This is a genomic window from Microbacterium sp. WHRI 7836 (assembly GCF_040223885.2).
In the GTDB taxonomy this organism is placed as follows: Bacteria; Actinomycetota; Actinomycetes; order Actinomycetales; family Microbacteriaceae; genus Microbacterium; species Microbacterium oxydans.
In genome coordinates this window covers 3,686,014-3,700,265 of the sequence record NZ_CP168171.1, presented here as the reverse complement: position 1 = coordinate 3,700,265, position 14,252 = coordinate 3,686,014, and the positions used below count along the sequence as shown (strand labels likewise).

Annotated in this window: 11 protein-coding genes; 6 read left to right on the top strand and 5 right to left on the bottom strand. The window is 70.0% G+C overall.

Annotated elements, in window-relative coordinates; translation table 11 throughout:
* Positions 1–10: 10 nt before the first annotated feature.
* The 5 genes from ccsB to ABRP18_RS17785 form a co-directional block, all read right to left on the bottom strand.
* A complete protein-coding gene (gene ccsB / locus ABRP18_RS17805; protein ID WP_349885163.1) occupies positions 11–1,006 on the bottom strand; it encodes a c-type cytochrome biogenesis protein CcsB in 996 nt (331 codons plus the stop codon).
* The gene (locus tag ABRP18_RS17800; protein ID WP_349885162.1) at positions 990–2,636 is read right to left on the bottom strand and encodes a cytochrome c biogenesis protein ResB; all 1,647 of its coding nucleotides are present in this window, start codon (positions 2,634–2,636) and stop codon (positions 990–992) included. Before ABRP18_RS17800 ends, ccsB begins: the two co-directional genes overlap by 17 nt.
* Positions 2,614–3,498, bottom strand: a complete 885-nt coding sequence (lgt, locus tag ABRP18_RS17795) for a prolipoprotein diacylglyceryl transferase (RefSeq protein WP_067165969.1) — start codon at positions 3,496–3,498, stop codon at positions 2,614–2,616. Before lgt ends, ABRP18_RS17800 begins: the two co-directional genes overlap by 23 nt.
* Complete coding sequence (locus tag ABRP18_RS17790) at positions 3,498–4,340, bottom strand: M23 family metallopeptidase (RefSeq protein WP_349885161.1); 843 nt, start codon at positions 4,338–4,340, stop codon at positions 3,498–3,500. Before ABRP18_RS17790 ends, lgt begins: the two co-directional genes overlap by 1 nt.
* 223 nt (positions 4,341–4,563) lie before the next feature.
* Positions 4,564–5,019 (bottom strand): DUF6153 family protein, encoded by a 456-nt coding sequence (locus ABRP18_RS17785; protein WP_056207388.1) that lies wholly within the window; start codon positions 5,017–5,019, stop codon positions 4,564–4,566.
* Between the two features lie 164 nt (positions 5,020–5,183).
* On the opposite strand from ABRP18_RS17785, the gene ABRP18_RS17780 reads away from it, so the two are divergent.
* The 6 genes from ABRP18_RS17780 (at position 5,184) to ABRP18_RS17755 (ending at position 13,999) form a co-directional block, all read left to right on the top strand.
* Complete coding sequence (locus ABRP18_RS17780) at positions 5,184–5,654, top strand: DUF6153 family protein (RefSeq protein WP_349885160.1); 471 nt, start codon at positions 5,184–5,186, stop codon at positions 5,652–5,654.
* Between the two features lie 100 nt (positions 5,655–5,754).
* Positions 5,755–6,369, top strand: coding sequence for a DUF305 domain-containing protein (locus ABRP18_RS17775; RefSeq protein ID WP_056207384.1), 615 nt, complete (start codon positions 5,755–5,757; stop codon positions 6,367–6,369).
* 117 nt (positions 6,370–6,486) lie between these two features.
* Positions 6,487–7,347 (top strand): F510_1955 family glycosylhydrolase, encoded by an 861-nt coding sequence (locus tag ABRP18_RS17770; protein WP_060959933.1) that lies wholly within the window; start codon positions 6,487–6,489, stop codon positions 7,345–7,347.
* A gap of 58 nt (positions 7,348–7,405) precedes the next feature.
* Positions 7,406–9,859 (top strand): phosphoketolase, encoded by a 2,454-nt coding sequence (locus ABRP18_RS17765; RefSeq protein ID WP_191009304.1) that lies wholly within the window; start codon positions 7,406–7,408, stop codon positions 9,857–9,859.
* The gene (locus ABRP18_RS17760; RefSeq protein ID WP_067165129.1) at positions 9,856–12,477 is read left to right on the top strand and encodes a heavy metal translocating P-type ATPase; all 2,622 of its coding nucleotides are present in this window, start codon (positions 9,856–9,858) and stop codon (positions 12,475–12,477) included. Before ABRP18_RS17765 ends, ABRP18_RS17760 begins: the two co-directional genes overlap by 4 nt.
* Positions 12,470–13,999 (top strand): multicopper oxidase family protein, encoded by a 1,530-nt coding sequence (locus ABRP18_RS17755; RefSeq protein WP_151487482.1) that lies wholly within the window; start codon positions 12,470–12,472, stop codon positions 13,997–13,999. The genes ABRP18_RS17760 and ABRP18_RS17755 overlap by 8 nt, the downstream gene beginning before the upstream one ends.
* The last annotated feature ends 253 nt before the right edge of the window (positions 14,000–14,252 follow it).

Here is a 14,252-nt window from a genome sequence, read left to right as displayed (position 1 = left end):
AGGGGGCGGGTCACAGTCCGGAGTAGGAGTGCAGGCCGGTGAAGAAGACGTTGACGACGCCGAAGTTGAACAGCACGGCGGCGAAGCCGACGATGCACAGCCAGGCCGCGCGGGTGCCGGCCCAGCCGCGGGTGGCGGTGGCGTGCAGGTATCCGGCGTAAAGCACCCAGATGATGAACGTCCACACCTCTTTCACGTCCCACCCCCAGAACCTGCCCCAGGCGCGGCCGGCCCAGATCGCCCCGGCGATCAGGGTGAAGGTCCACAGGATGAACCCGACGATCGTCAGCCGGTATGCGAGCCGGTCCAGATCCTCCGGCCCGGGCAGACTGTCACGCAGCCGGGTGAGCCGGGAGGGGCGACCCCGGCGGCGGGTGGTGAGCAGGTAGGTGAGGGAGACGAGGAACGCGAGCCCGAAGAACGCGGTCGCCAGCAGCGCGACCAGCACGTGGATGACCAGCCACCCGGATTGCAGGGCGGGCATCAGGGGGACGACGGGGACGTAGAAGCTGACCGTCGCGACGCCGAGCAGCAGCACGGTCAGCCCGAGCACGGCGCTGCCCAGGTACGCCAACCGCACCCGCAGCGACACGGCCAGGAAAGTGGCGATGATCAGCGCGGTGCCGGTGAGGGAGAACTCGAACATGTTCGCCCACGGCACCCGGTCCGCGGCGACCCCGCGCAGCACCACCCCGGCAAGATGGAACACCCAGCCCAGCACGGTCAACGCGAACCCGACCCGCGCCGCGTTCCCCGCACCCCGTCCGCCACCCGGGACAGCGGCGGTGGGTGTGGTGTCGGGGGCGGGGGTGGGGGGTGTGCCTGCCAGGTTCGGGTCGGTGGTGCGGGTGGCGCCGGCGGTGACCGGCACCCGGGCGGTGACCGGGACGGCAGGGGTGCTGGCGCGGCGGGCGAGGTGAACGGTGTAGGCGACGAACGCGGCGGCGTAGATCGCGATCGCGGAGTACACCAGCATCAGGGACAGGGCGTCAAGGAACGGGGTCATCAGAGCCTCCTCGAGGGGGTGTGGGGGTCGGGGTGAGGCGGGTGGCGAGGGTGTCGACGGTGGGTTGCAGGCGGGGGTCGTCGCCGCGGGCGAGCCCGGCGACCTCCAGCACCGTGCCGCCGCGGCGGCCGGTGGCTGTGCGGACCCAGAGGCGGCGGCGGGGCACGAACAGGGACAGGGCCAGCCCGGCCATCGCGGCGACCGCGGCGATCAGGGTGGGGGTCTGGGTGGGGTCGGCGGCGATCTCCAGCGACGCGAACCGGGGGATCGGGCCGAGCTCGATCGTGCCCAGCCCGTCCGGCAGCGGAACCGGGGTGCCGGGGACCAGCTGCAGGGCGGGGGTGGGGGTGCCGCGCCCGGCGATCTGGGTGAGGGTGCTGGTATCCAGTGCGTACACCGACACCGGGACCCCGGTGTTCAGGCCCAGGTCGCCGACGTACACGTTGAAGGTGACGACCGGGTCCAGCAGGTCCGGGTAGCTGGACGCGAACGCCCCAGAGGCGGTGGTCGCGCGGGTGGGGTACAGCATCCCGACCAGGCCGACCTGCTCGGTCAGCCCGTCGGGAACCTTCACGATCCCCAGGCTGGTCAGATTCGCGTCCTGCGGCAGGAACGGGACCGTGTCACTGAACACGATCTTCCCGGCCGGGTTTCGGACGGTGAGGCTGGGGGCGTACCCGTTGCCGAGCAGGTAGATGTCGGTGCCGGCCACCGGCAGCGGCTCGTTGACCCGGATGCTGGAGGCCTGCCGGGTGCCGCCTGTGGTGGTGGTGACCTGCGCGTCGAAGCTCTTCGGCATGCCGAGCGCGTTGACGTTGTCCAGGACGTAGTCGACGCGGAACCGGTCCAGGGTGAGGGAGAACGTCGGGATCTGCGTGTCGGTGATGAACCGGCCGGCGGTGAACGAGTCGTACGCGATCCGGGTGGACGCGAACGTCTGCCCCTCCACCAGCACCCGCTGCCCGGTGAACCGGAACCCGCCGCCGACGCCGACCACGACCAGCACCGCCAGCAGCGCCACGTGGAACAGCAGGTTCCCGGTCTCCCGCAGGTAGCCGCGTTCGGCTGCGACCGAGTCTCGTCCGTCGTCGCCGCGGACCCGGCGGGTGCGGTACCGCTGCCGACGCAGCGCCTTCTCGGCCGCGTCCAGGACCGCACCGGGGGGCGTGTCGGGGAGGAGGCGGCGGGTGTGGGCGGGCAGGCGGGACAGGTTGCGGGGGGTGGCCGGGGGCGGGGCGAGCAGCGCGGTCAGGTGGTGGCGGATGCGGGGGATGACGCAGCCGATCAGCGACGCGAACAGCAGCAGGTAGATTGCGGAGAACCACACCGACCCGAACACGTCGTGCAGCTGCAGCAGGTCCACCGCCCACATCCAGCCCGGGTTGGTCTTGTCGAACTGGATCACCCCGTTCGGGTCGGAGGAGCGTTGTGGGACCAACGACCCGGGGATCGCGGCCACCGCGAGCAGCAGCAACAACACCAGGGCGGTGCGCATGCTGGTCAGCTGCCGCCACGCCCACCGCGCCCACCCCGAAACGCTCAGGCGCAGATTCGTGGGCTCGTCCACCGGCCGGTCGACGTGATCGGCGGGCAGCTGCGGGGCCTGCTCACTGCGGATCGACACGCGCATCCTCCCTCTCCCGGACGGGTGTGCGGCGGCGGGAGCGCCAGGAGGCGTGGGCGAGCAGCCCGACCCCCAGTGCGGCGGCCACCAGGGCGGTGAGCACGTTCGCTTTCAGCCCGCCGGCGAGCAACTCGGTGGGATCCAGCCGGATGGACTCCAGCGCCGCCCGCCCTGCCCCGTACCACAGCAGGTACACGCCCAGACTCCGCCCGGCGCCCAACGTAATCCGGCCGTGCCGGCGGCGGTGATGCTCGAGCAGCACGATCACGGCGGCACCGGCCAGGTTCCACAGCAGCTCGTACAGGAACAGCGGATGAAACAGGGTCCCCGCCGGGGTCCCCGGCGGGATCGCGGGAGCTGAGGGGTCGATCTGCAACCCCCACGGCAAGGTGGTGGGTCGGCCGAACAGTTCCTGGTTGAAGTAGTTCCCCAGCCGCCCCACCGCCTGGGCGACCAGCATCCCCGGGGCGAGCGCGTCCAGGAACAGCAGCACCGGGATCCCGGCGCGACGGGTGGCGATCACGATCCCGACCAGCCCGCCCAGGATCGCGCCGAAGATCGCGATCCCGCCCTCCCAGATGTAGAGCACCCGCCACAGGTCCGCGCCAGGGAAGAAGTAGTCGCCCGGATGGGTGAGCACATGGTAGATCCGGGCGCCGAGGATCCCGAACGGCACCGCCCACATCGCCACATCCACCACGACCCCGGCCGGATGCCCGACCGCCCGCAGCCGACGGCCGGTGATCAGCACCGCCAGCACGATCCCGGCCAGGATCGCCAGCGCGTAGAACCGAATCTGGAACGGCCCGACCTGCACGAAGCTGATCCCCGGGCTCGGGATCAGCGCCGGAACCACGATGGCGCGCATCAGGGTCTCCTGTCCGCGGGGATCCACACCAGCGGATCGACCGGCTCCCCGCCGACGCGCACCTCGAAATGCAAGTGCGCACCGGTGCTGCGTCCACTGTTCCCGACCCGGCCGACCAGTTGCCCCACCCGCACGATCTGCCCCGGGGTCAGGGCGAGGGACCCTTCCCGCATGTGCGCGTAGACGCTCTCCACGACTTGCCCATCGATCTCGTGTCGGATCACCACATACACCCCGTACGCGCCGCCCTGCTCCGTCGCAGTGGTGACCACCCCGTCGGCCATCGCCTGGATCGGAGTGCCGATGCCCGGGGTCATATCCAGGCCGGCATGATCGCTGGAACACGACGGGCACGGTCGGGTGCGATAGCCGAACGTGCTGCTGATCGGCACCCCCACCGTGAACGGCCACTGCACCGCCGACGCCGGGTCATTGGTGAACGTGTCCGCGGTGTGCGCGTACGACTCGGTCCCGACGGGGGCGGTCACCGCCACCGTGTAGTCCCCGCGCACCATCACCGTCCCGGTGACGGTGTCGGGGGTGGTGAACGACTGGGCGCGCACCGGGGTGCGGGTCGCCTCGACGGCGAACACCGGCTCCGGCGTCAACGGGATCAGCAACGGCAGTCCGGCGATCGACGCGACCGGGAGCATCACCGCGCCGGCGAGCATCCGGGATCGGGTGAGCGTGCGGCGCGGCGCGTGTCGAGGTGTCCGGGCGGCACGGGTGGGCCGACGGCGTCGATCGCGTCGCGTCTGGACGGGTGGGGAAGACAGGGCGGCTCTCGCCGCACGGCGCGTTCCGGTACCGGGAGTCGGGGTGGAGGGGGCGGGTTCGGGCATACAAGACTTTCCTGGATGAGGGGGACGATGAAGGTGCGCACGGTCGCCGTCACACGGTCCAACCGGGAGCCGCGGCCCGGAGTGCACGGCGAGAATCCGGGATCGGATCACCCATGGCGCTGCCGCAGACGGGTCGCGCTCGCCTGCGGGCCGCACATCGTGGACCGTCGGCGACATCACGCGCCGGCGGCGGCTCAGGCGGCGGGCGCGGGCGGGGTGCTGATCAGGTGCGGCTGATCGACAGCACGATCAGGGAGGGCCGCAGAAGAGGCGACCCGGACGTGAACGAGCTCGACCTGCCGGGGAGGGATCGCAGCCACGCCAGCAGCGACATCCACCCGTCCCGGGCCGGGAGCACCAGGATGAGCAGGGTCAGCAACGCGAGCAGACACGTCACGGCAGCGAAAGCATGAGACGTCCCGCAGACCGTCTCATCGCACGAGGGCGTCACCACCCCGCTGACCAGGACATCAGCGGCGGCATCGGGGGCCGCAACGACTGCGGAGGCGGACACGACAGTGCCCGCCTGGTCCTCTTCCAGACTCAGCGAATGCATCGCAAGCAGCCCCGCGATGATCGCGGTCACCGCGGCCAGGTAGAACCACAGGGCACGCCGGGACCCGAGTGCCCGCCGTCGCGCCACCACCTGGTTCACCGTCGACGCCCCTTCCTCGATCACGCCCAGCATACCCCGGGCGGGTAGCCATCCCCGAAGCGATACCCATCCTGGATACCCCGGATGGGTATATGCTGAGTGGTAGGGGGCACCCGCTCCCGTGCGTGGTGTTCTGACCGTGTCGCGGAGGCAAGGCACCGCTACCCTGGACGGGAAGGAGGTCGGTCGTGAACGTGATTCGCTCGCACGCGCGTCTGACCCCCGGGGTGCGACGGCTCCTGCTGGCCGCTCCGATCGCCCTGGCGATCATCACCGGGCTGCTGTCCATGCACGTCCTGACCGGTTCCCACCAGCCCGCCCTGGCATCAGAGACCAGCGCGATGAGCACGCACAGCCAGGTCGGCTCCGCACCAGCCGCCGCCGACGATACGCCGATGACCGCAGCTGCGGCGGAGGGCGCTGGAGGGCATTGCCAGGACGGGTGCGGCAGCCCTGCGGGGATGCCGGATCACTCGATGCTGATGATGGTGTGCGTGCTGGCGCTGCTGGCCGCGGTGATCGTCCTGCTCGCCCCGACGTTCCGTGCCCTTCTCACATACGCCGTAGCCCGCTCGCGCTCCCATACCCGGACTCTGCTGGTCGGATTGCCGCATCCCCGCCCGCCTTCACTGCTTGTCCTGTCCATCAGTCGCACCTGATTCCGCCTGAACCCCGGCGACCCTTGCCGGGGATGCTGCACCCTGCCCTCCCGGGCACTGAATCAGACCCTCACCGACTGAATAGACAAGGACACCCCTGATGCGTTTTCGTACTCTCACGCTGACCGCCGGCGCCCTGGCCACCGTGCTCGTGCTCGCCGGCTGCGCCCCCACCGACGGCACCATGCCCGGCATGGACCACGGACCCGGGGGGATGACCAGCACCGCCCCCTCCCAGTCCGCCGCCGCGTTCAACGCCGCGGACGAGATGTTCGTGACCATGATGATCCCGCACCACCAGCAGGCCATCGAGATGGCCGATCAGATCCTCGCGAAAGACGGCATCGACGAGCGAGTCGTCTCCCTCGCCGAGCAGATCAAGGCCGCACAGGACCCGGAGATCCAGACCATGAAGGGCTGGCTGGAGGAGTGGGGCGTCCCGTACGACGACTCCATGTCCGGGATGGACGGCATGGACATGGGCGGCGGGATGATGTCGGAGGACGACATGGCCGCTCTGGATGCCGCGACCGGGGTCGAGGCGACCCGCCTGTTCCTGAACGGCATGATCGCTCACCACCAGGGCGCCGTGACGATGGCGCAGTCGGTGCTCACCGACGGACAGAACCCGGACGTGGCCGCCCTCGCGCAGCAGATCATCGACGGGCAGACCGCCGAGATCACCACGATGCAGGACATCCTCGCCAGCCTCTGACCCGGTACCCCTCGGACGGGACCCGCGCTCCCGATGCCGGTCCCGTCCGAGGCCCCACCCTCGACCCCTGTGCGGTCACCGGTATCCGGCGTACCCGCACGGAAAGGACCTCCGTTCATGATCTCTCCCACCACCCGCAGACTGGCGATCACGGCCACCGTCACCGTCGCGCTGCTGCTCACGGGCTGCAGCACCACCCCTGCGGAGCCCGATGCCCCCGCGGGCACCGCGGCCGGGTTCGGGCATGTGCACGGCATCGTCGACGCCGGTGACAGCACCGTGCTGCTGGGCACCCACACCGGCCTGTACACGCTGGGCGAGGACGGCACCGTCACCGGCCCGGTCGGTGGCATCGACCTGGACGCGATGGGACTGACCGCTACCGGTGACACCCTCTACGCGTCCGGGCACCCCGGCCCGTCCACCCCGGCGGAGCTCGGCGCCCCCAACCTCGGCATCATCCGCAGCCTCGACGCCGGCGCCTCGTGGGAACCGGTCGCGTTCACCGGGGAAGAGGACTTCCACGTCCTCACCGTCACCGGCGACGGCACCCTGTACGGGATCGGATCCTCCCGGCTGCTGCTGCGCACCAGCAGCGACGGCGGGCAGAGTTGGGCGGACGGTGCCGAGCTGCCCGCCGTCGACCTGGCCGCCGCGACCGACGGCACCCTGTACGCCGCCACCCAGGACGGGCTGCAGCACAGCACCGACGGTGGCGCCACCTTCACCCCGGCGCCGGACGCGCCAGTGCTGTACCTGGTGGAGACCGACCCAACCGGTGGGGTGGTCGGAGTGGACACCGACGGGACGTTGCGACGCCTAGTCGGCACCGGCTGGGAGAACGTCGGCACCACCACGGGAACCGTCCAAGCCCTCGGGGTCACCGGGGACGGTGCGATCGTCCTGGTCGATGACCGCGGCGTGGTCTGGATCCGCGACACCACCGCCACCGTTCTCATCCCGGCGGCAACACCATGACCACCGTCATTCGCACCTGGCGCGACCCGAGCGGTCGCGGATCGGAAGGAGACCGACCATGACCCCCACACCGGCACCCCCCGCGTGGGCGCACCGCACCACTGATGCCACCGCCGAGCAGTTGGCGGCGGTGGATGCGTGGTGGCGGGCGGCGAACTATCTGAGCATCGGGCAGATCTACCTGCAGGGTAACCCGCTGCTGCGCCACCGCCTCAGCCGGGACGACATCAAGCCGCGGCTGCTGGGGCATTGGGGCACCACCCCGGGCCTGAACTTCCTCTACGCCCACCTGAACCGCGCCATCCGCGACCGCGACCTGAACACCCTGTACGTGACCGGGCCCGGGCACGGCGGACCCGGCATGGTCGCCAACGCCTACCTGGACGGCACCTACACCGAACGCTACCCGGGCATCGACCGCACCGAAGAGGGGCTGCGGGCGCTGTTCCGGCAGTTCTCCTTCCCGGGCGGGATCCCCTCGCACGCGTCCCCGGAAACGCCCGGGTCGATCAACGAGGGCGGGGAGCTGGGCTACTCCCTCGTGCACGCCTACGGGGCCGCGTTCGACAACCCCGACCTGCTGGTCGCCTGCGTGATCGGTGACGGGGAGGCGGAGACCGGGCCGCTGGCGACCGCGTGGCACGGCAACAAGTTCCTCAACCCCGCCCATGACGGGGTGGTGCTGCCGATCCTGCATCTGAACGGGTACAAGATCGCCAACCCGACCGTGCTGTCCCGCATCCCCGAGGAAGAGCTGGTCGCGCTGCTGCGCGGCTACGGCCATCACCCCCACGTCGTCACGGTCGGCTTCGATGGCGAGACCCCGCAGGAGTCCCACGCGACGTTCGCGGCGGTCCTGGATGCGGTGCTGGATGAGATCGCGGACATCAAGGCCGCCGCGGCGGCCGGGACGCTGGAGGGGCGGCCGGCGTGGCCGGCGATCGTGCTGCGCAGCCCGAAGGGGTGGACCTGCCCGAAGATCATCGACGGTCTGCCGGTGGAGGGCACCTGGCGGGCACACCAGGTGCCGCTCGCCGAGGTCCGCGACAATCCCGAGCACCTGCGGATCCTCGAGGACTGGCTGGCGTCCTACCGCCCGCACGAGCTGTTCGACGTGACCGGCGCCCCCCGCCCGGCCACGGTCGCGATCGCCCCGGACGGGGATCGGCGGATGAGCGCGAACCCGGCCGGCAACGGCGGACAACTCACCGTCCCGCTGCGGCTCCCGGACTTCCACAAGCACGCGCAGCCGGTCGACCCGGCCGAGCGGGGTGCGGGAACCGGGGAAGCGACCCGCGTGCTGGGCGAGTGGCTGGCGGGGGTGATCCGGGACAACCCGGACAACTTCCGCATCTTCGGCCCGGACGAGACCGCCTCCAACCGGCTCGCCCCACCCGTCTACCAGGCCACCGGCAAGCAGTGGAACGCGGCCGTGGAGCCCGTCGACGAGCACCTGGCCCCGACTGGGCGGGTGATGGAGGTGCTCAGCGAGCACCAGTGCCAGGGCTGGCTCGAGGGCTACGTCCTTACCGGCCGGCATGGGCTGTTCAACTGCTACGAGGCGTTCACCCACATCGTCGACTCGATGTTCAACCAGCACGCCAAATGGCTCGAAGCGGCCCGGGAGGTGTCGTGGCGGGACCCGATCCCGAGCTTCAACTACCTGCTCTCCAGCCACGTCTGGCGGCAGGACCACAACGGGTTCTCTCACCAGGACCCCGGGTTCATCGACCTCGCCCTGAACAAGAGCCCCGACATCGTCCGCGTCTACCTGCCGTTCGACGCGAACACGCTGCTGTCCACCTACGACCACTGCCTGCGCTCGGCCGGGTACATCAACGTCGTCGTCGCCGGGAAGCAGCCCGCCCCGCAGTGGCTGACGATGGACGAGGCGATCGAGCACTGCACCCGCGGGCTCGGGATCCTGCCGTGGGCGGGCACCGAAACCGAAGGCACCGAGCCGGATGTGGTGCTCGCCGCCGCCGGCGACGTCCCCACCCTCGAGACCCTCGCCGCGGCGGCGCTGCTGCGCGAGCACATCCCCGACCTGAGAGTGCGGGTGGTGAACGTGGTCGACCTGACCCGGCTGCAATCCGAGGACCAGCACCCGCACGGTCTCCCGGACCGGGAGTTCGATGCGATCTTCACTCCCGACAAGCCGGTGATCTTCGCCTACCACGGCTACCCGTGGCTGATCCACCGACTCACCTACAAGCGCGCCGGGCACCAGAACCTGCACGTGCACGGCTTCCAGGAGCGCGGCACCACCACGACCCCGTTCGACATGGTCATGCTCAACGACCTCGACCGGTACCGGCTCGCGATCGACGTCCTCGACCACGTCCCGGGCCTCGCCGCCCGCCACGCCGGCCTGCGGCAGGAGCTGCAGGACGCCCGCCTGCACGCCCGCGCCCACACCCGCGAGCACGGCACCGACATCCCCGCCGTCGCCGACTGGCAATGGCCCCACCCCGACACCACCGACCCCACCCTCGGGAAGGAACCGAAATGAGCGACACCAGAACCGTGACCCTGCAGGTCAGCGGCATGATCCGCGCGACCTCCAAGAACGTCACCGAAGCCCACCTGAGCCGCCAACCCGGGGTGATCGCCGTGGACGCGAACCCGGTCTCGCAGACCGCGACCGTCACCTACGACCCCGAGACCACCTCGGTCGCGCACCTGCAGCAGTGGGTCATCGACTGCGGGTATCACTGCGCCGGCCAGTCCGTCCCCGACCATATCTGCGACCCCGCGCACGACCCGCACGACGAGGGTGCGCACGACCACAGCGCCCACCACGGCCCCGCAGCTGAGGGCGCACAAGAACCGCACGCGAGTCACGACGCGCACGAGGGCCACACGGATGCCACGGGTCACGCCAGCCACGCGGGCCATAAGGGTCCTGCGGGCTATCACGACGACCCCGTCCACGATCACGCCGCTGGCCACGACCACACGCACGCCCCGTCGGCGACGGCGGATGACGGTGAGCATGCCGGTCACCACGTCGAGCACGCCGGTCACACCGCGGCCGCGGGTGGGCACGATCATGGTGCAGCGTCGGGTCACAGTGCGCAGGAGATGATGGGCCACGGTGGGCATCACGGCGGGATGTCGATGGACGCGATGATCCGCGACATGCGCAACCGGTTCCTGGTCGCGCTGATCCTGTCGATCCCGATCACCCTGTGGTCTCCGATCGGGCGGGAGGTGATCGGATTCGAGGTGCCGGCACCGTTCGGGCTGCGCGATGACGTGTTCATGCTGATCCTGTCGCTGCCGGTGATCTTCTACTCGGCGTGGATCTTCTTCGACGGCGCCTACCGGGCGCTGCGCGCGAAGACCCTCGACATGATGGTGCTCGTCGCGGTCGGTGTCGGCGCCGGCTGGCTGTACTCCCTCGCGGTCACCCTCACCGGCGGCGGTGAAGTGTTCTACGAAGCCGCCACGGTGCTTGCCACCTTCGTGCTGCTGGGGCATTGGGTGGAGATGCGCGCCCGCGGCGGCGCGAACGACGCCATCCGCACCCTCCTGGAGCTCGCACCCTCGCAGGCGGTCGTGATCCGTGACGGGCAGGAGGTCGAGATCCCCACCAGCGAGGTCGTCCCGGGGGATCTGATGCTGGTGCGGCCGGGGGCCAAGATCCCCACCGACGGTGTCGTGGAATCCGGAGAGTCCGAGGTGGACGAGTCGATGGTCACCGGCGAGTCCATGCCGGTGGACAAAGCGCCCGGGTCGGAGGTGATCGGAGCGACCGTGAACACCGTCGGCACCCTCCGCGTCACAGCCACCAAAGTCGGCTCGGACACGGCGTTGGCGCAGATCGTGAAGCTCGTGCAAGAGGCGCAGAACTCCAAAGCCCCCGGGCAGCGCCTCGCCGACCGGGCAGCGTTCTGGCTCGTCCTGGTCGCCCTGATCGGCGGCACCCTCACCTTCCTGGTGTGGCTGCTCGCCGGCGCTGCAATCCCGATGGCGATCCTGTTCGCTATCACCGTCGTCGTCATCACCTGCCCCGACGCGCTCGGCCTCGCCACCCCGACGGCGATCATGGTCGGCACCGGGCTCGGCGCGAAACGGGGCGTGTTGTTCAAGAACGCCTCCGGGATCGAAACCGCCGCCCACATCGACACGGTCGTGTTCGACAAGACCGGCACCCTCACCAAGGGGGAGCCGGAGGTCACCGACTACATCCCCGTCGGCGGCGACGACCTCGAGACTCTCTCCCTCGCGGTCGCGTTGGAGCGGGAATCCGAGCATCCTCTGGCGAAAGCGATCGTGAATTACGCCGACGCCCGCGACGTCCCCCGTCGCACCGCGACCGCGTTCCGAAACGTCACCGGGCAGGGCGCGATCGCCACCGTCGACGGTCGACAGGTCGTCCTCGGCAACCCGCGCCTTCTCACCGGGGAGGGGATCGACATCAGCGGGGTGCAGGCCGCTCAGCAGGACCTGGCTGGGTCCGGCCGCACCGCGATCCTGTTCGCCGTGGACGGGCAAGTCGCCGGGATCATCGGTCTCGCCGACGCACCCCGGGACACCGCAAAGACCGCGATCGACGCTCTCCACGAGCAGGGCGTCGAGGTCGCAATGCTCACCGGGGACAACAAGCCCACCGCCGACCGGATCGCCGCTCTCCTCGGCATCGACACCGTGATCGCGGATGTGCTCCCCGAGGACAAGTCCGCGAAGGTCGCTGAGCTGCAGAAGACGGGCAAGAAGGTCGCGATGGTCGGCGACGGCGTCAACGACGCCCCCGCCCTCGCCCAGGCCGACCTCGGCATCGCGATCGGCGCCGGCACCGACGTCGCCATCGAGACCGCCGACGTGGTCCTGATGCGCTCGGACCCGCTCGATGTTGCGATCGCACTCAAGATCGGCAAGGGCACACTGCGAAAGATGCGGCAGAACCTGGGCTGGGCCATCGGATACAACGCCGCCGCCCTCCCCATCGCCGCTGGCGTGTTCTACCCGGCGTTCGGGATCATGCTGTCCCCGGAGATCGCCGCCCTGTCGATGTCCGGTTCCTCCGTGATCGTCGCCGTCAACGCCCTCCTCCTCAAGCGGCTCCGCCTGCCCGCCCAGGCGCCCGCTGCGACGACCATGCAGAAGGAGCCCGAACATGCCTGACCGTCCGCTCTCTCCCACACCGTCCTCCCCGATGCTGCTGACCCGACGAGGTGTGCTCGGACTCGGACTGGGCGCCGTCGCGGCAGCCGTGCTCGCCTCCTGCACCCCCGCGCCGCAATGGGTGACACCCACCGGCGCAGCGGTGTCCGGCACGGAGAAGAACCGCGGCGGCACCGGCCGAGTCACCACCGTCGACCTCACCGCCGCCCCCACCACGCTCGACCTGGCCGGTACCGCCGCCGCCACCTGGGCGTTCGGAGGTATCCCCGCCCCGGTAATCCGGCTCACCGCAGGCGACACGCTGAAAGCGACCGTCCGCAACCAGCTCGACGCGGACACCTCCGTGCACTGGCACGGACTTGCCCTCCGCAACGACATGGATGGGGTCCCTCCGGTAACCCAAGCCCCCATCGCCCCGGGCGGACAGTTCGCATACGAGTTCGTCACCCCGCATCCGGGCACCTACTGGTTCCACCCCCACGTCGGCCCGCAACTGGACCACGGCCTCTACGGTGCGCTCATCATCGACGACCCGGACGAGAAGGTGACGTGGGACGACGAATGGGTGCTGATCCTCGACGACTGGCTCGACGGCGTCACCGCCACCCCGGACCAGGTCCTCACCGACCTCTCGAAGGGCATGGGAGACATGGGCGGGATGGGCGACATGTTCATGCGGATGGGGAACCTGCTGATGGGCGCCACCTCCGACCTGCTCGGCGGCGACGCCGGCGACGTCTACTACCCGCACTACCTCATCAACGGCAAACCCAAAGCCGACCCCGCCCAATTCACCGGCACTCCTGGTGCCCGGGTGCGGATCCGTGTCATCAACGCCGGCAGCGACACCGCGTTCCGGTTCGCTATCGGCGGCCACACCCTGACGATCACCCACACCGACGGGTTCCCGGTGGATCCTGTCGAGGTCGACAGTGTCCTGATCGGGATGGGCGAACGCTACGACCTGCAGGTCACCCTGGACGATGGGGTGTTCCCTGTCGTCGCCGACGCGGAAGGCAAGCAGGATCGCGCGTTCGCGCTCGTTCGCACCGCCGCTGGCACGGCTCCGGCCAGCGACGTCCCCGTCGCCGAGCTCGGCACCGGCAGGGTCGGCACCGCTGCCGGACTGAGCGCGACCGCCTCCGTCACCCTGCACCAGGCATCCCCCGACCGGGTCGTGCACCTCGCGCTGACCGGGGGGATGGAGGCGTACGACTGGGGGATCAATGGGCGCCGGTTCGACATGAACGACCCGTTGCGGGACGCGCACGCGATCAGTAGGGGGGAGCGGGTGCAGTTGCGGATCCGCAATGACACCGAGATGTGGCATCCGTTCCACCTGCACGGCCACACCTACCAGCACGCGAACGGCGGCCCCCGGAAGGACACCTCCATCATCCTCCCGGGCCAGACCCTGACGGTCGACTTCGATGCCGACAACCCCGGCCAGTGGGTCGCGCACTGCCACAACATCTACCACGCCGAGACCGGCATGACCACGGTGCTCGGATACCAGTCATGAACCGCGCGTTCACCCCCAGCACGGGAGGATGATCGCGCGGGCGATCGGACGGCGGCGGCGGACGTCAAGTCTAAGTGGACTTCCTACTCTTATGTAGGGATCTGCCATTTCGCGCGGAATCCTGCTGACGAAACTGCTGCCAATTAGCGTGGAATCCCCGAGTTCTCCGCCACCTTGACCGGGAACCTACATTCAACTGAGTGTAGGTTCCGCGGGGACTTAGCAAGATCCGCCGTAAGTTGGCGGTTGACTG

What these genes read in the sequence shown, in the direction of transcription:
- ABRP18_RS17765 (WP_191009304.1), top strand. Translation starts at nt 7,406, where the DNA reads ATGACCCCCACACCGGCACCCCCCGCGTGGGCGCACCGCACCACTGAT.
- ABRP18_RS17800 (WP_349885162.1), bottom strand. Translation starts at nt 2,636, where the DNA reads ATGCGCGTGTCGATCCGCAGTGAGCAGGCCCCGCAGCTGCCCGCCGAT.
- lgt (WP_067165969.1), bottom strand. Translation starts at nt 3,498, where the DNA reads ATGCGCGCCATCGTGGTTCCGGCGCTGATCCCGAGCCCGGGGATCAGC.
- ccsB (WP_349885163.1), bottom strand. Translation starts at nt 1,006, where the DNA reads ATGACCCCGTTCCTTGACGCCCTGTCCCTGATGCTGGTGTACTCCGCG.
- ABRP18_RS17770 (WP_060959933.1), top strand. Translation starts at nt 6,487, where the DNA reads ATGATCTCTCCCACCACCCGCAGACTGGCGATCACGGCCACCGTCACC.
- ABRP18_RS17790 (WP_349885161.1), bottom strand. Translation starts at nt 4,340, where the DNA reads ATGCCCGAACCCGCCCCCTCCACCCCGACTCCCGGTACCGGAACGCGC.
- ABRP18_RS17760 (WP_067165129.1), top strand. Translation starts at nt 9,856, where the DNA reads ATGAGCGACACCAGAACCGTGACCCTGCAGGTCAGCGGCATGATCCGC.
- ABRP18_RS17755 (WP_151487482.1), top strand. Translation starts at nt 12,470, where the DNA reads ATGCCTGACCGTCCGCTCTCTCCCACACCGTCCTCCCCGATGCTGCTG.
- ABRP18_RS17775 (WP_056207384.1), top strand. Translation starts at nt 5,755, where the DNA reads ATGCGTTTTCGTACTCTCACGCTGACCGCCGGCGCCCTGGCCACCGTG.